Source organism: Pseudomonas vancouverensis, assembly GCF_004348895.1.
Classification (GTDB): Bacteria; Pseudomonadota; Gammaproteobacteria; order Pseudomonadales; family Pseudomonadaceae; genus Aquipseudomonas; species Aquipseudomonas vancouverensis.
The window spans coordinates 447,242-463,564 of the sequence record NZ_RRZK01000007.1; the positions used below are offsets into that span (position 1 = coordinate 447,242).

At 60.5% G+C, this 16,323-nt stretch carries 16 protein-coding genes; 12 read left to right on the top strand and 4 right to left on the bottom strand.

The window, feature by feature from the left end:
* Positions 1–72: 72 nt before the first annotated feature.
* The 3 genes from gltS to rph form a co-directional block, all read right to left on the bottom strand.
* Positions 73–1,281, bottom strand: a complete 1,209-nt coding sequence (gene gltS / locus EIY72_RS06510; protein ID WP_093228585.1) for a sodium/glutamate symporter — start codon at positions 1,279–1,281, stop codon at positions 73–75.
* Positions 1,282–1,649: 368 nt separating this feature from the next.
* On the bottom strand, positions 1,650–2,018 hold the full coding sequence (locus EIY72_RS06515; protein WP_093228583.1) for a DUF4870 domain-containing protein: 369 nt from the start codon (positions 2,016–2,018) through the stop codon (positions 1,650–1,652).
* Between the two features lie 29 nt (positions 2,019–2,047).
* On the bottom strand, positions 2,048–2,770 hold the full coding sequence (gene rph / locus EIY72_RS06520; RefSeq protein ID WP_093228580.1) for a ribonuclease PH: 723 nt from the start codon (positions 2,768–2,770) through the stop codon (positions 2,048–2,050).
* A 269-nt stretch (positions 2,771–3,039) separates the two neighbouring features.
* Between rph and EIY72_RS06525 the strand changes: the two genes are divergently transcribed.
* The 6 genes from EIY72_RS06525 (at position 3,040) to EIY72_RS06550 (ending at position 8,343) form a co-directional block, all read left to right on the top strand.
* Entirely contained in the window at positions 3,040–3,903 is an 864-nt protein-coding gene (locus EIY72_RS06525) for a YicC/YloC family endoribonuclease (RefSeq protein ID WP_093228577.1), read from the top strand.
* 12 nt (positions 3,904–3,915) lie between these two features.
* Positions 3,916–4,536: a guanylate kinase gene (gmk, locus tag EIY72_RS06530; RefSeq protein WP_093228574.1), complete on the top strand. Its 621-nt coding sequence runs from the start codon at positions 3,916–3,918 to the stop codon at positions 4,534–4,536.
* A gap of 167 nt (positions 4,537–4,703) precedes the next feature.
* Positions 4,704–4,967: a DNA-directed RNA polymerase subunit omega gene (gene rpoZ / locus EIY72_RS06535; RefSeq protein WP_007921129.1), complete on the top strand. Its 264-nt coding sequence runs from the start codon at positions 4,704–4,706 to the stop codon at positions 4,965–4,967.
* A 57-nt stretch (positions 4,968–5,024) separates the two neighbouring features.
* Positions 5,025–7,130 (top strand): bifunctional GTP diphosphokinase/guanosine-3',5'-bis pyrophosphate 3'-pyrophosphohydrolase, encoded by a 2,106-nt coding sequence (gene spoT, locus EIY72_RS06540; RefSeq protein WP_093228572.1) that lies wholly within the window; start codon positions 5,025–5,027, stop codon positions 7,128–7,130.
* Positions 7,131–7,154: 24 nt separating this feature from the next.
* Positions 7,155–7,535 (top strand): RidA family protein, encoded by a 381-nt coding sequence (locus EIY72_RS06545; RefSeq protein ID WP_003229509.1) that lies wholly within the window; start codon positions 7,155–7,157, stop codon positions 7,533–7,535.
* Positions 7,536–7,602: 67 nt separating this feature from the next.
* Positions 7,603–8,343 (top strand): hypothetical protein, encoded by a 741-nt coding sequence (locus EIY72_RS06550; RefSeq protein ID WP_093228570.1) that lies wholly within the window; start codon positions 7,603–7,605, stop codon positions 8,341–8,343.
* Between the two features lie 67 nt (positions 8,344–8,410).
* On the opposite strand, the gene EIY72_RS06555 is transcribed toward EIY72_RS06550, so the two are convergent.
* Positions 8,411–9,268 (bottom strand): SDR family oxidoreductase, encoded by an 858-nt coding sequence (locus EIY72_RS06555; protein ID WP_093228567.1) that lies wholly within the window; start codon positions 9,266–9,268, stop codon positions 8,411–8,413.
* Between the two features lie 188 nt (positions 9,269–9,456).
* On the opposite strand from EIY72_RS06555, the gene exbB reads away from it, so the two are divergent.
* From exbB to EIY72_RS06585, 6 genes are all read left to right on the top strand, one after another.
* Positions 9,457–10,431 (top strand): tonB-system energizer ExbB, encoded by a 975-nt coding sequence (gene exbB / locus EIY72_RS06560; protein ID WP_093230781.1) that lies wholly within the window; start codon positions 9,457–9,459, stop codon positions 10,429–10,431.
* Positions 10,432–10,437: 6 nt separating this feature from the next.
* Positions 10,438–10,866 (top strand): TonB system transport protein ExbD, encoded by a 429-nt coding sequence (exbD, locus tag EIY72_RS06565; protein WP_093228563.1) that lies wholly within the window; start codon positions 10,438–10,440, stop codon positions 10,864–10,866.
* On the top strand, positions 10,863–11,612 hold the full coding sequence (locus EIY72_RS06570) for a TonB family protein (RefSeq protein WP_093228560.1): 750 nt from the start codon (positions 10,863–10,865) through the stop codon (positions 11,610–11,612). The genes exbD and EIY72_RS06570 overlap by 4 nt, the downstream gene beginning before the upstream one ends.
* A gap of 177 nt (positions 11,613–11,789) precedes the next feature.
* On the top strand, positions 11,790–12,719 hold the full coding sequence (locus EIY72_RS06575; RefSeq protein ID WP_093228557.1) for a hydrogen peroxide-inducible genes activator: 930 nt from the start codon (positions 11,790–11,792) through the stop codon (positions 12,717–12,719).
* Between the two features lie 9 nt (positions 12,720–12,728).
* Positions 12,729–14,804 carry an ATP-dependent DNA helicase RecG gene (gene recG, locus EIY72_RS06580; protein WP_093228554.1) on the top strand — a complete coding sequence of 692 codons (2,076 nt, stop codon included), beginning with the start codon at positions 12,729–12,731 and terminating at the stop codon, positions 14,802–14,804.
* A 78-nt stretch (positions 14,805–14,882) separates the two neighbouring features.
* Positions 14,883–16,283 (top strand): aminoacyl-tRNA deacylase and HDOD domain-containing protein, encoded by a 1,401-nt coding sequence (locus EIY72_RS06585; protein ID WP_093228551.1) that lies wholly within the window; start codon positions 14,883–14,885, stop codon positions 16,281–16,283.
* Positions 16,284–16,323 lie beyond the last annotated feature (40 nt).

Here is a 16,323-nt window from a genome sequence, read left to right on the forward strand (position 1 = left end):
GTTTTGCAGTCAAAAAATGCCCGTATCGCAAGATACGGGCATTTTTTATGCCTCATTCAAATCGGCTGCGCCTTAAAGTGCGACAAAAAACGGCAGGGTCAGGTAAAGCTTGATCACGATGACATTAATGATATCGATGAAGAACGCCCCCACCATCGGCACGACCAGGAACGCAATGGGCGAAGGTCCAAAGCGTTGAGTGACCGCTTGCATGTTGGCGATGGCCGTCGGCGTTGCTCCCAGGCCAAAACCACAATGCCCTGCCGCCAATACGGCCGCATCGTAGTTGCTGCCCATCACCCTGAACGTGACGAAAATCGCGAACAGCGCCATGAACAATGCCTGTACCGCCAGAATGATGAAAATCGGCAAGGCCAGTGCTGCCAGATCCCACAGCTTGAGCGACATCAGCGCGATTGCCAGAAACAGCGACAGGCTGACATTACCGAGGACGGAAACCTCTCGCTCAAACACCTGATACAGGCCCAGGGCCGAAAGACCGTTGCGCAACAGCACGCCCACGAACAGTACACAAACGAATGTCGGCAACTCGAATGCTGTACCGAGCAACCAACCATTCAAAAGATTGCCCGCCAGCAGGCTCACTGCGATCAGGGCCAGGGTTTCGATGAACGAAAACGGCGTGATTGAACGCTCCTTGTTCGGCTGCTCGAACCCCTTTGGCAGACGAGGCGCCTCCTGCTTGTTGCAGCCGGTGACATGCACCCGCTTGATGAGCAAGCGAGCGACGGGGCCACCAATCAAGCCGCCCAATACCAGGCCAAAGGTCGCGGAGGCCATTGCCAGCTCAGAAGCAGAAGCCAGACCGTATTTCTCACTGAACAACGTTCCCCACGCGGCACCGGTTCCGTGACCGCCCGCCAAGGTCACTGAACCCGTCAACAACCCCATCAGCGGATCGAGCCCCAGTGCAGTTGCGAGTCCGATACCCATGGCGTTTTGCAGCAGCAAAAAACCACTGACGGTCAACAGGAATACAACCACGATGCGCCCGCCTTTCTTGAGACTGGCAAAGTCGGCACTTAGACCGATGGTGGCAAAAAAGGCCAGCATCAAGGGTGTTTGCATTGAGGTGTCAAAGCGGACTTGAATATCAAACATACGCAATAGCAAAAACACCAACGACACCAGCAAACCGCCGGCAACTGGCTCGGGTATGTTGAAGTTGCGCAGGACACCGACACGAGCCACGAGAGCACGCCCCAACAGAAGTACCAGTGAGGCGGCCACGAGCGTTCCATAAAAATCTAGCTGAATCATTTTGATATTCTTGTCTATGTATTCAGAGGCGAACTTTGCATCTGCGAACGCCTCACGAATCGGTTGATGGCATCAATATTGATTGCACTGGAATTCAAGAACCTTCGACGGCTTGAATGTCTCGAAATATTTCTGATTGAATATTACGTACGGCAACTTTAACAACCACAAAGTCTTGCTGCCAAGGAGGTGTACGACATAGGAACGTAACAGTTGTGACTAAAGATGTAAGTTTACGATCGGTATAAAATTTATTGCACCACTCATCTTTCGCAGATTAATCCTACATACGCACTAAGTTTTATTTAGTTGCAAAAAAATACCCTGACAAGTCAGGGTATTTTCAAACATGCACTTTCAACTAAAGGCTATTTTATCAATCGCCAGGTGAATGGGTAACGGTAAGGCAACCCATCGTTGGCCTTCACGCCTGCGATGATGGTCAGCACCAACGCACCAATGGCAACCAGGCCAAACAGGAAGAAGCCGATTATCACCACCATCAGCAAGAAACTGATCGCCGAGGCAATCGCGACGGTGATCTGAAAGTTAAGTGCTTCCTTACCCTGAGCATCGATAAACGGGTCCATTTCTCGTTTCATCTGCCAGAGAATCAGCGGGCCGATGATGGTACCGAATGGAATCCAGATCCCCAGCAAGGCGGACAAGTGACAAAACATGGCCCACTGACGAACTTCCTGGCTCGGCTTGGGTAGCAACTCTTGCTCATCACTCATCGCATTCTCCTTGCGCTTCAAAGCCCTGCTCAGTCGGCCAGTGCAGCCTTCTGCAGTTCAAAAATTTCGTTCATGCCCTTTTTCGCCAGCTCCAGCATCGCGTTCAGCTCTTCAGGCTGGAACGGCGCGCCTTCGGCAGTGCCCTGGACTTCGATGAAACCGCCAGCGCTGGTCATCACCACGTTCAGATCGGTCTCGGCGGCCGAATCTTCGAGGTAGTCGAGGTCAAGCACCGGCTCGCCCTTGTACATGCCCACGGAGACGGCTGCGATCATCTGCTTGACCGGGTCGCCAGCCTTCAGGCCGCCACGCTTCTTGATCACTTTCAGCGCATCGATCAAGGCAACCATGGAGCCGGTGATAGAGGCCGTGCGGGTACCGCCATCGGCCTGGATCACGTCGCAGTCGACGTACAGGGTCACGTCACCGAGCTTGGACATGTCCAGCGCAGCGCGCAGGGAGCGACCGATCAGACGCTGGATTTCCAGGGTGCGACCGCCCTGCTTGCCACGGCTGGCTTCACGCTGGTTACGCTCGCCGGTGGCACGCGGCAGCATGCCGTATTCGGCGGTCAACCAACCCTGGCCCTGACCCTTGAGGAAACGTGGCACGCCCGGCTCAACGCTGACGGTGCAGATAACCTTGGTATCACCGAACTCGACCAGTACAGAACCCTCGGCGTGTTTGGTGTAGTTGCGGGTAATGCGGATCGAGCGGAGCTGATCGGCAGCGCGACCACTTGGACGTATCATAGGGAATACCTGTACTGGGGACGGAAAACTGCCGAGCATTATAGAGCCGCCGACCGTCACTGGGCACTTCTTAAAAAAATCCCCCGACGACCGAGGGCTCTGGACCGCGTACCGGCAAAGGTTTGCAAGCGTTTGTCAGGCCCGGTATTTGGGCGCATCCGCGCCACTGCGCTACAATCCTGCGCCTTTGCTGCCAGTCGGCTTTAATTCATTGATATCGGATTCCCGGAACCGCTGTTCTGTGCCGATCTGCATTGTGAGGTACCGCCATGGTGCACAGCATGACCGCCTTCGCCCGCGTCGAAAAAGCCGGCGCCCAGGGCACCTTGAGCTGGGAACTGCGCTCGGTCAACAGCCGCTACCTTGAGCCGCACCTGCGCCTGCCGGAAACCTTCCGCGACCTCGAAGGAGCCGTACGCGAAGCCCTGCGTCAGGGCGTTTCGCGGGGCAAGCTCGAGTGCACCCTGCGCTTCACCGAGGAAAACACCGGCAAGGCCCTGCAGATTGACCAGGCACGCGCGGCGCAGCTGGTCGCCGCTGCCGAAACCATTGCCGGACTGATCAACAACCCGGCGCCGTTGAACCCGCTGGAAGTGCTGGCCTGGCCTGGCGTATTGGTCGGCGACGCGACGGATCCGCAAGCGCTGAATGCCGAAGCACTGGCGCTGTTCAATCAAGGTCTCAAGGAGCTGAAGGCCGGCCGCGAGCGCGAAGGCGCGGAGCTGGCACGCTTGATCAACGAGCGCCTGACCTCCATCGAAGAAGACGTGGTGACCCTGCGCGAACTGATCCCGCAGATGCTCGCCACCCAGCGCCAGAAAGTCCTCGACCGCTTTGCCGACATGAAAGCCGAGATGGATCCGCAGCGTCTCGAGCAGGAAATGGTCATGCTCGCGCAAAAAAGCGACGTCGCCGAAGAACTGGATCGCCTGAGCACTCACATCATCGAAGTTCGCCGGGTGCTCAAGTCCGGTGGTGCGGCCGGGCGCCGCCTGGATTTCCTGATGCAAGAGCTCAACCGCGAAGCCAACACACTGGGCTCCAAAGCCTTCGACCCGCGCAGCACCCAGGCTGCGGTCAACCTCAAGGTGTTGATCGAGCAGATGCGCGAACAAGTGCAGAATATTGAGTAAGGCAAAACCGACATGACCCACAGCACCGGCACCCTGTACATCATTTCCGCCCCCTCCGGCGCGGGCAAAAGCAGCCTGGTCAAGGCCCTGACCGACGCCAATCCGGAAATCCGCGTCTCGATTTCCCACACCACCCGCTCCATGCGCCCAGGTGAAGTGAACGGGGTGAATTACCACTTCGTCGAGCGCAGCGAGTTCGTGAAGATGATCGAACACGGCGATTTCCTGGAGCGTGCCGAAGTCTTCGGCAACCTCTACGGCACTTCGCAAAGCCATCTGCAACAGACCCTGGACGAAGGCCACGACCTGATTCTGGAAATCGACTGGCAAGGTGCCGAGCAGGTTCGCAAGTTGATGCCGCAGGCCCGCTCGATTTTCATCCTGCCGCCATCGCTACAGGCCCTGCACCAGCGCCTGACCAACCGCGGCCAGGACAGCGACGAGATCATCGACGGCCGTATGCGCGAGGCGGTCAGCGAGATGAGCCACTATGTCGACTACGACTACCTGATCATCAATGACGATTTCGCCCATGCACTGGACGATCTGAAGGCGATTTTCCGCGCCAATCAGCTGATTCAGAAGCGCCAGCAGCAGCGTCACGGCAAATTGCTGGCCGAATTGCTCGGTTAAACAGCTCTTCCCAAAACAGCTGCAAGGGCTTTACATTGGCACTTGCAGCGCGTTGAAGGGCTTGGTCAAAAAATCAGCGCTTCCCTAATCGCTGGTGATTTTTTAAACTGTTGAGTCCGCTCGCCCATCCGGGCAGCGCGCATATTGCATTTGCTACGAGGAAGACCATGGCCCGCGTAACCGTTGAAGACTGCCTAGAACACGTGGATAACCGCTTTGAGCTGGTCATGCTCTCTACCAAGCGTGCCCGTCAACTGGCCACCGGCGGCAAAGAGCCGAAAGTAGCCTGGGAAAACGACAAGCCTACCGTTGTCGCCCTGCGCGAAATCGCTGAAGGCCTGATCGACTACGCAGCCATCGCCGAAGCCGAAATCGTTGAAGATGAACCGCTTTTCGCTGCATTCGAGGACGAGTCCAACGAGGCCGTCTAAGCCTATGCCTGGTCGACGTAGCACGGCGCGGGATCACAGCTTACGGCAGGAGACATCATGCCGAGCATAGACGCCCTCGCCGATCGCTTATCGACCTACCTCGGCACGGACCAGGTCAACCTGGTCCGCCGAGCGTATTTCTACGCCGAACAAGCCCACGACGGCCAGCGCCGCCGCAGCGGCGAGGCGTACGTCACGCACCCTCTTGCGGTGGCAAATATTCTTGCCGATATGCACATGGACCATCAGAGCCTGATGGCTGCGATGCTGCATGACGTAATCGAAGACACCGGCATTGCCAAGGAAGCGCTGCAAGCGCAGTTCGGCGAAACCGTGGCCGAACTGGTCGACGGGGTCAGCAAGCTGACCCAGATGAACTTCGAGACCAAGGCTGAAGCCCAGGCCGAAAACTTCCAGAAGATGGCCATGGCCATGGCGCGCGATATTCGTGTGATCCTGGTCAAGCTGGCCGACCGCCTGCACAACATGCGCACGCTGGAAGTGCTGTCCGGCGAAAAACGCCGACGTATCGCCAAGGAAACCCTGGAAATCTATGCACCCATCGCCAACCGGCTGGGCATGCACGCCATTCGCATAGAGTTCGAAGACCTCGGCTTCAAGGCCATGCACCCGATGCGTTCCGCGCGGATCTACCAGGCGGTCAAACGCGCCCGGGGCAACCGCAAGGAAATCGTCAACAAGATCGAAGAATCCTTGAGCCACTGCCTGGCCATCGACGGCATCCAGGGCGAGGTCAGCGGTCGCCAGAAACACCTCTACGGCATCTACAAGAAAATGCGTGGCAAGCGCCGGGCCTTCAACGAGATCATGGACGTCTACGCGTTCCGGATCATCGTCGACAAGGTCGATACCTGCTACCGCGTGCTGGGTGCTGTACATAATCTGTACAAGCCGTTGCCGGGTCGCTTCAAGGATTACATCGCGATTCCCAAGGCCAACGGCTATCAGTCGCTGCACACCACGCTGTTCGGCATGCACGGTGTTCCGATCGAGATCCAGATCCGCACCCGTGAAATGGAGGAGATGGCCAACAACGGCATCGCTGCCCATTGGCTGTACAAATCCAGCGGCGACGAACAACCGAAAGGCACTCACGCCCGCGCCCGCCAGTGGGTCAAAGGCGTGCTGGAAATGCAGCAACGTGCCGGCAACTCGCTGGAATTCATCGAAAGCGTGAAGATCGACCTGTTCCCGGACGAGGTCTACGTGTTCACGCCCAAAGGCCGGATCATGGAGCTGCCCAAAGGCTCCACGGCGGTCGACTTCGCCTACGCGGTGCACACCGACGTCGGCAACAGTTGCATTGCCTGCCGGATCAACCGCCGCCTCGCACCGCTGTCCGAACCCCTGCAAAGCGGCTCCACGGTCGAGATTGTCAGCGCGCCGGGGGCACGGCCGAACCCGGCCTGGCTCAACTTCGTGGTCACCGGCAAGGCTCGTACGCACATCCGCCATGCGTTGAAGCTGCAACGCCGCTCCGAATCCATCAGCCTCGGCGAGCGCCTGCTGAACAAGGTCCTCAACGGCTTCGACAGTGCGCTGGAGAAAATCCCCGCCGAACGTATTCAGGCGATGCTTGCCGAATACCGCCTGGAACTGATCGAAGACTTGCTGGAAGACATCGGCCTGGGCAATCGCATGGCCTATGTGGTGGCACGTCGACTGCTCGGCGAAGGCGAACAGTTGCCCAGCCCGGAAGGTCCGCTGGCCATTCGCGGCACCGAAGGCCTGGTACTCAGCTACGCCAAGTGCTGCACGCCGATTCCCGGCGACCCGATTGTCGGCCATCTGTCTGCCGGAAAAGGCATGGTCGTGCACCTGGACAACTGCCGTAACATCAGCGAAATCCGCCACAACCCGGAAAAATGCATCCAGCTCTCCTGGGCCAAGGATGTCACCGGCGAATTCAACGTCGAATTGCGCGTCGAGCTGGAACACCAGCGTGGCCTGATCGCCCTGCTGGCCAGCAGCGTCAACGCGGCCGACGGCAACATCGAAAAAATCAGCATGGACGAACGCGATGGTCGCATCAGCGTGGTTCAGTTGGTGGTCAGCGTGCACGACCGTGTGCACCTGGCCCGCGTGATCAAGAAACTGCGCGCACTGACCGGGGTGATCCGCATTACCCGCATGCGTGCATAAGCCCACTCTTACAAGGAGTCATTCATGACCAAGACCGTTATCACCAGCGACAAGGCCCCAGCCGCCATCGGTACTTACTCCCAGGCGATCAAGGCTGGCAACACTGTCTACATGTCGGGCCAGATTCCCCTGGACCCGAAAACCATGGAACTGGTTGAAGGCTTCGAAGCCCAGACCGTCCAGGTGTTCGAGAACCTCAAGGCCGTGGCTGAAGCCGCCGGCGGTTCGTTCAAGGACATCGTCAAGCTGAACATCTTCCTCACCGACCTGAGCCACTTCGCCAAGGTCAATGAGATCATGGGCAAGTACTTCGATCAGCCTTACCCAGCCCGCGCCGCCATCGGCGTTGCCGCCCTGCCGAAGGGTTCGCAGGTTGAAATGGATGCCATCCTGGTCATCGAGTAATGCGTACGGCGCAGCCCCGGGCTGCGCCGACTGCTCTGCTGTAAAGAAAGCTTGAAAGGATTCCACCATGCGCAAAGCGCTTGCTCTCTCGCTGCTCGCCCTGTTCCTGGGCGGATGTGCCAGCAACCCTGCCGATCGTGATATCAGTGGCACCTGGATCAACCAGGTGGCAATCGATGCGGCATCCAAAGGTGTCCCCCTGCGCGAAGCGCTCCAGACCTATGGCCCGAACCTGGAATGGGACGTCAACACCAAGGCCGGTCAGGCCCGCTACACCAACGGTTTTGAAAATGTCGAAGGCAAGCTACTGGGCGAAGAGTCCGGCGCCTGGAAAGTCGACTTTTATGGCAGCTCCAGCAGTGAGCTGAAGCGTGATGGCAAACAACTGAGCCAGTCCGCCACCGAGAATGAAGCGGCACAAGTCTTCGACCGCGCACTGATTCCGGTACCGGAAGGTGCGCCGATTGGCGCCAGCTTTGAGCGCGCGCTGTATTCCGCCTACATGGGTGGCAGCTGGAAAATCCTCAGCGGCCCGGGCGAAGGCAATACCGTGCAGTTCCAGGCTGACGGCCAGGTGACCGGTCTGCCAGACAGTGATCGCTACGCCCTGTGCCTGGCGGGCGATTGCGCCTCCATGAGCGGCGGCAACGACAACATGTGGCTGCAATTCAACGGCCAGGGCAGCCCCTGGATCTTCACTCGCAAGGGCAAAGAGCTGGAGATCTTCCAGGCGGTGAACAGAGCGCAGGCGGATGAAATGCCTTCGTTCATGCCAGGTGAGCGCAAGTGGTTGCTGGAAAAACAGTAAACATGCGCTTTCGGCACTGAAACAATGTGGGAGCTCGCTCCCACATGTGTTTTTCGGTGATTGATCGTCAGCTTTTCGCTTCCAGCACCGCCGCATACCCCTCGCGAAAACTTGGATAGGTCGGCTTCCAGCCCAAGGCCTTCGTCCGTGCATTACTGCAACGCTTGCTGCCCGTGCGACGCACGCTCGCGTCTTCTGCCCATTCCGTGACGCCCAGATACCCACGCAACCAATCCACCACATCCGCCAGCGCTGCGGGCTCATCGTCGACACCGATGTAGTAGTTATCCAGCGCGGCACCCTGCCGATCCGCCTCAAGCAGAAACGCCAACAATCCGGCTGCATCGTCGGCATGAATGCGGTTGGCGTACAACGGCGGGTCAACCACCACGCGATAACCCTGACGCACCTGGGTCAGCAGCCATTCACGGCCCGGACCGTAGATGCCGGTCAAACGCACCACGCTGGCCGGAATACCGCTTTTGAGCGCAACCTGCTCGGCTTCGAGCATCACTTGCCCCGAATAACCCGAAGCCTGGGTCGGTGACGTCTCGTCGACCCACTCGCCGTTCTTCTGCCCATAAACACTGCTGCTGGAAACGAACAGCAGCCGGCTGGGCTCCTGTCCGTAGTCGCTCAGCCACTCAAGCACGTGCTCCAGCCCCTGCACATAAGCGGCACGGTAACCGGCTTCATCGTGCACGGTGGCTGCTGCGCAATACACCACGTAATCCACCGCGCCGATTGGCCAGGTGGCTGGGCACTCCTTGTCGAACAAGTCACCGGCGACCCCGATGACACCCTTTGGCAGGCGCGAAATATCGCGGCGAAGGCCATGAACCTCCCAGCCTGCAGCCAACAATTGCGTAGCCAGACGGCTGCCGACATCACCACAGCCAGCGATCAAAACAGAAGGCGCAGACATCAAAAAACTCCTATCGGAAAGCCACAGACTAGCGCCGGCAATAGACGAGCGGCTAGCAATGCAGGAAAAAAAGAGACGCTATTACTTCTGTTAACAAGAATTACTTGCAATAATGCGTGCCACTTTTGTTCTCGGCCTTCGAGGCCTGGAAGAACATCACCCGTTTTTTTCTCTCAGGTCCGGCCAGCATGACACGCAATCAATTCCCCGCTTCGCCAACCAAACGACCTCGCGCCTGGAGCGCGGTGGCCGCCCTGCTTCTCAGCCTGATGCTGGCCCCTGTCGCCGCTTTCGCTGATGCCCAGGCGCCAGCCACTGCGGCCGCTGCCGCAACGCCCGCTCCGGCCGATCACGCGGCACCGGCCGTGACCCCAACCGCGACCGATCCTGCTCAGGCAGTGCCGGCAGACGCATTGGGTGAAGAGGTGCCTGAAGTCCTCGAGGCCGACAACACCCTGGGCATGGCCCATGACCTGTCGCCGTGGGGCATGTACAAGAATGCCGACATCATCGTGAAAATCGTGATGATCGGCCTGGCCATTGCCTCGATCATCACCTGGACCATCTGGATCGCCAAGGGCTTTGAGCTGATCGGCGCCAAGCGTCGTCTGCGCGGTGAAATCGCCCAGCTGAAAAAATCCGCTTCTCTCAAGGAAGCCAGCGTCACCGCGGCGAAGGAAGGCACTCTGGCCAACCTGTTGGTCCATGACGCCCTCGAAGAGATGCGCCTGTCGGTCAACAGCCGCGAAAAAGAAGGCATCAAGGAGCGCGTCAGCTTCCGTCTCGAACGCCTGGTAGCCGCTTGCGGCCGCAACATGAGCAGCGGCACCGGCGTGCTGGCCACTATCGGCTCCACCGCGCCCTTCGTCGGCCTGTTCGGCACCGTGTGGGGCATCATGAACAGCTTCATCGGCATCGCCAAAACCCAGACCACCAACCTCGCCGTCGTCGCCCCCGGTATCGCCGAAGCCTTGCTGGCAACTGCACTGGGTCTGGTTGCAGCGATTCCAGCGGTCGTGATCTACAACGTCTTCGCCCGCTCCATCGCCGGTTACAAGGCCCAGGTGTCCGACGCGTCGGCGCAGGTTCTGCTGCTGGTCAGCCGTGACCTCGACCACCAGCCTGAGCGCAGCTCGCAACCGCACATGGTGAAAGTGGGGTAATCGGCCATGGGCCTGCATTTGAAAGAAGGGGCAGACGACGATCTGTCCGAAAACCACGAAATCAACGTCACGCCATTCATCGACGTAATGCTGGTGTTGTTGATCATCTTCATGGTGGCCGCCCCGCTGGCCACTGTGGACATCAAGGTTGACCTGCCCGCCTCGACCGCCAAACCGGCGCCGCGGCCGGAGAAGCCGGTGTTCCTCAGCGTCAAGGCTGACCAACGCCTGTTCCTCGGCGAAGAAGAAGTGAAAGCCGAAGCCCTCGGCGCCACCCTCGACGCCAAGACCCAGGGCAAGAAAGACACGACGATCTTCTTCCAGGCCGATAAAGGCGTGGACTACGGCGACCTGATGAGCGTGATGGACAATCTGCGTTCCGCCGGATACCTGAAGGTGGGTCTGGTCGGTCTCGAGTCGGCAGTCAAGAAATGATCACGACGCGCCATAAGCTGACGCGTTACAGCGGTAGCCTGGCAATCGTGCTGGGTGTTCACGCGCTGGCCATTGCGCTGGCGTTGAACTGGACTGCCCGTCCGCCCATCGAGTTGCCGCCTCAGGCAATGATGGTCGAACTGGCGCCGGTTCCGGCCCCGCCACCGCCTGCTCCGCCGAAAGTCGTCACCCCGCCGCAGCCACCGGCTCCGGTTGAAGAACTGCCGATTCCGAAGCTCGCCGAAGCGCCGAAAGCCGAAATTGCCGTGCCCAAGCCGGTCAAACCCAAGCCCAAGCCTCAGCCGCCCAAACCGGTAGAAAAGAAGCCTGATCCGCCGAAGGAAAAACCCTCGGAAGAGAAGCCTGCCGATACCCAGCCGACGCAGGCACCGACGGAGAAATCCGCCCAGCCGGCACCCGGCCCGTCGCCAGCGCAACTGGCGGCCAAGGCCAGCTGGCAAGGCACACTGCTTGCGCACCTGCAGAAGTACAAAAAGTACCCTGCCAGTGCCCAGGCGCGGGGCAAGGAAGGCATGAACCGTCTGCGCTTCGTGGTGGACGGCGAAGGCAACGTGTTGTCGTTCGAACTGGTGGGCGCTTCCGGCACTGCCGATCTGGACCGGGCTACCCTGGAAATGATCCGCCGCGCCCAGCCGCTGCCCAAGCCGCCAGCCGACATGCTGACTAACGGCTCGATCGAAATTGTTGCACCGTTTGTTTATTCGCTGGAGAAACGCCGGCGTTGATCAACCGGCGCTCACAAAGGTCATGCTGCACCCCTGAAAGGCACCGAAAGGTGCCTTTTGCTCATCTGCCAGCGGCAAACCGGCATTACCCGGTGTCGCCCTGCACGTTCAGTCTGATAACGTGCGTCTATCGATTGCAGCCGGTATGCTTGGCTCGCAAACTCATGGACGCCTGCTATGACCCTCACAGAATTACGCTACATCGTCACCCTCGCCCAAGAGCAGCATTTCGGCCATGCGGCCGAGCGTTGCCACGTCAGTCAGCCGACCCTGTCGGTGGGCGTGAAAAAGCTTGAAGACGAACTCGGTGTGCTGATTTTTGAGCGCAGCAAAAGCGCCGTGCGCCTGACCCCGGTTGGCGAAGGCATCGTCGCCCAGGCGCAAAAGGTCCTGGAGCAGGCCCAGGGCATCCGCGAGCTGGCCCAGGCCGGCAAGAACCAGCTGACCGCGCCGCTGAAAGTCGGCGCGATCTACACCGTCGGGCCGTACCTGTTCCCGCACCTGATTCCGCAACTGCACCGGGTCGCCCCGCAGATGCCGTTGTACATCGAAGAAAACTTCACCCACGTGCTGCGCGACAAACTGCGCAACGGCGAACTCGACGCAATCATCATCGCCCTGCCGTTCAGCGAAGCCGATGTACTGACCCTGCAGCTCTACGACGAGCCGTTCTACGTGCTGATGCCGGCCCAACACCCTTGGACACAGAAAGAGTCCATCGACGCCAGCCTGCTCAACGACAAGAGCCTGCTGCTGCTCGGCGAAGGCCACTGCTTCCGCGATCAGGTGTTGGAAGCGTGCCCGACCCTGACCAAAGGCAATGACGGCGCCAAGCACACCACGGTGGAATCCAGCTCCCTGGAAACCATTCGCCACATGGTTGCGTCCGGCCTCGGCATCTCGATCCTGCCGCTGTCGGCGGTCGACAGCCATCACTACGCCCCCGGCGTGATTGAAGTGCGACCTTTGTCGGCGCCAACGCCTTATCGCACCGTGGCCATTGCCTGGCGCGCCAGCTTCCCGCGTCCGAAAGCGATCGAAATTCTCGCCGACTCCATTCGCCTGTGCTCGGTGGCCAAGCCCGCGGCACCGGTGGCTGCCGGTTAAGCCGTTGTCATGAGCGAGTTGTCGCAAGTGCCGGTCACGGCACTCAAGGGTGTTGGCGAAGCCATGGCCGAGAAACTGGCCAAGGTTGGCCTGGAGAACCTCCAGGACGTGCTGTTTCATCTGCCCCTGCGCTATCAGGACCGCACCCGCGTGGTGCCGATCGGTGCACTGCGGCCGGGTCAGGATGCGGTCATCGAAGGCACCGTCAGCGGTGCCGACGTGGTCATGGGCCGTCGGCGCAGCCTGGTGGTGCGCTTGCAGGACGGCACTGGCGGGCTCAGCCTGCGCTTCTATCACTTCAGCAATGCGCAGAAAGAAGGCCTGAAACGCGGCACACGCATTCGTTGCTACGGTGAGGCGCGGCCCGGCGCTTCGGGGCTGGAAATCTACCACCCGGAATACCGCGCCATCACCGGCGACGAGCCGCCGCCCGTGGATGAAACCCTGACCCCGGTCTACCCGCTCACCGAAGGCCTGACCCAACAGCGCTTGCGCCAGTTGTGCATGCAGACCCTCACCCTGCTCGGCCCGAGCAGCCTGCCCGACTGGCTGCCCAAAGAGTTGGCCCGCGACTATCAACTGGCGCCGCTGGCCGACGCGATCCGCTACCTGCACAACCCGCCCGCCGATGCCGACGTCGATGAACTGGCCCTCGGTCATCACTGGGCACAGCACCGCCTGGCTTTCGAAGAACTGCTGACCCACCAACTGTCACAACAGCGCCTGCGTGAAAGCATGCGCTCGCTGCGCGCACCGGCCATGCCCAAAGCCACGCAACTTCCGGCTAAATACCTGGCCAATCTCGGCTTCAACCCGACGGGCGCGCAGCAACGGGTCGGCAACGAAATCGCCTACGACCTCAGCCAGCACGAGCCAATGCTGCGGCTGATCCAGGGCGATGTGGGCGCCGGTAAAACCGTGGTCGCCGCCCTCGCTGCGCTGCAAGCGCTGGAAGCCGGTTATCAGGTCGCCCTGATGGCGCCCACCGAGATTCTTGCCGAACAACACTTCATCACCTTCAAGCGCTGGCTCGAACCGCTGGGCATCGAAGTCGCCTGGCTAGCCGGCAAGCTCAAGGGCAAGAACCGCGTCGCCGCGCTGGATCAGATCGCCAGCGGCACCCCCATGGTGGTCGGCACCCACGCGCTGTTCCAGGACGAAGTGCAGTTCAAGAACCTGGCCCTGGTGATCATCGACGAGCAGCATCGATTCGGCGTGCAGCAACGCCTGGCCTTGCGCCAGAAAGGCGTGGGCGGACGCATGTGCCCGCACCAGCTGATCATGACCGCGACACCCATTCCGCGCACCCTGGCCATGAGCGCCTACGCCGATCTCGACACCTCGATCCTCGACGAACTGCCGCCCGGTCGAACGCCGGTCAATACCGTGCTGATCACCGACACCCGGCGCGTCGAAGTCATCGAACGGGTGCGCAGCGCCTGTGCCGAAGGGCGCCAGGCCTATTGGGTGTGCACCCTGATCGAAGAGTCGGAAGAGCTGACCTGCCAGGCCGCCGAGACCACCTATGAAGACCTCACCGCCGCCCTCGGCGAACTGAAGGTCGGGCTGATCCACGGGCGTATGAAGCCTGCGGAAAAAGCGGCGGTGATGGCCGAGTTCAAGGCCGGCAACCTGCAGCTGCTGGTGGCCACCACCGTGATCGAGGTGGGTGTGGATGTGCCCAACGCCAGCCTGATGATCATCGAGAACCCGGAGCGCCTGGGCCTGGCGCAGCTGCACCAGTTGCGTGGTCGAGTCGGCCGTGGCAGCGCGGTCAGCCATTGCGTGCTGCTCTACCATCCGCCGCTGTCGCAGATCGGTCGGCAACGCCTGGGCATCATGCGTGAAACCAACGACGGTTTTGTCATCGCCGAGAAGGACCTGGAGCTGCGTGGCCCCGGCGAAATGCTCGGCACACGGCAAACCGGCCTGCTGCAATTCAAGGTCGCCGACCTGATGCGCGATGCCGATTTACTGCCCGCTGTACGCGATGCCGCCCAGGCGTTACTCGAGCGCTGGCCGACCCATGTCAGCCCGCTGCTCGACCGCTGGCTGCGCCATGGCCAGCAATACGGCCAAGTGTGAAATGCGTCACAGTTTCAGAAGCGTACCCCCAAGCAAGCTGGTTATACTCCTGCAATTGTTTTAGCCCGGATACAGACTATGACCGAAGTTGCCTTCGCACCCGCCCCCCCGCACGCTCCGTCGGTTATACGGCTGCTGCTGGGCAAGTTGGGCATTGCCTATGAAGAAGTCCTGGACCACCACGGCCTCAATCCCGCACGCAAAGTGCAGGCCGTACTGCTCGACGACAGCGTCGGCGCACTGATGGTGCTGTTCCCGCAGAGCCAACTGCTGGACCTCAATCGACTCACCGAACTCACCGGCCGCCGCCTCACCGCGGTACCCACCGAGCGCCTGGAAAAGATGCTCGGCAAACACAGCCTGGCGCTGCTGCCCGGCCTGCCGGCGCTGACCAGCTCACCATGCCTCTACGATGAAAGCCTGCTGCGTGAACCGAAAGTGCTGGTCAACTCTGGCGAACCGGGCGTGCTGCTGGAAATCACCAGCGAAGCCTTCAAGGGCATGCTCAACAAGGCCAGCGCCGCCAACTTCGGCGAGAACCTGAGCAGCATTCGCCCGAACCTCGACCGCCCCGACGACGACCGCGAGGAAATCACCCAGGCCGTCCAGGCGTTCACCGCGCGCCGCATCCAGCAGCGCCTGGAAGCCACCATCGAAATTCCGCCACTGGCCGAGACAGCGCAAAAAATCATCAAACTGCGCGTCGACCCCAACGCCACCATCGACGACATCACCGGCGTCGTCGAAACCGACCCGGCGTTGGCCGCCCAGGTGGTGAGCTGGGCCGCATCCCCGTATTACGCTTCGCCCGGCAAGATCCGCTCGGTCGAAGACGCCATCGTGCGCGTGCTGGGTTTCGACCTGGTGATCAACCTCGCACTCGGCCTGGCCCTGGGCAAGACCCTGAGCCTGCCCAAAGATCATCCGCAACACGCCACGCCGTACTGGCAGCAGTCGATCTACACCGCCGCCGTCATCGAAGGCCTGACCCGCGCCATGCCGCGCGCCCAGCGCCCCGAAGCCGGCCTGACCTACCTCGCGGGCCTGTTGCACAATTTCGGCTACCTGTTGCTGGCCCACGTGTTCCCACCGCACTTCTCACTGATCTGCCGCCACCTGGAGGTCAACCCGCACCTGTGCCACAGCTTCGTCGAGCAGCACCTGCTGGGCATCAGCCGTGAACAGATCGGCTCGTGGCTGATGCGCTACTGGGACATGCCCGAAGAGCTGGCCACCGCCCTGCGCTTCCAGAACGACCCGGCCTACGACGGCGCCTACGCCGAGTACCCGAACCTGGTGTGCCTGTCGGTACGCCTGCTGCGCAGCCGTGGCATCGGCTCAGGCCCCGACGAAGACATCCCCGACGCGCTGCTCGAACGCCTCGGCCTGAGCCGCGAAAAAGCCAACGACGTCGTCAGCAAAGTGCTGGAAGCGGAAGTGCTGCTGCGCGAACTGGCTTCGCAGTTCAGCCAGGCCTGAAAAAACCGCTCCCACTGGATACCGGAATCCAGTGGGCGCG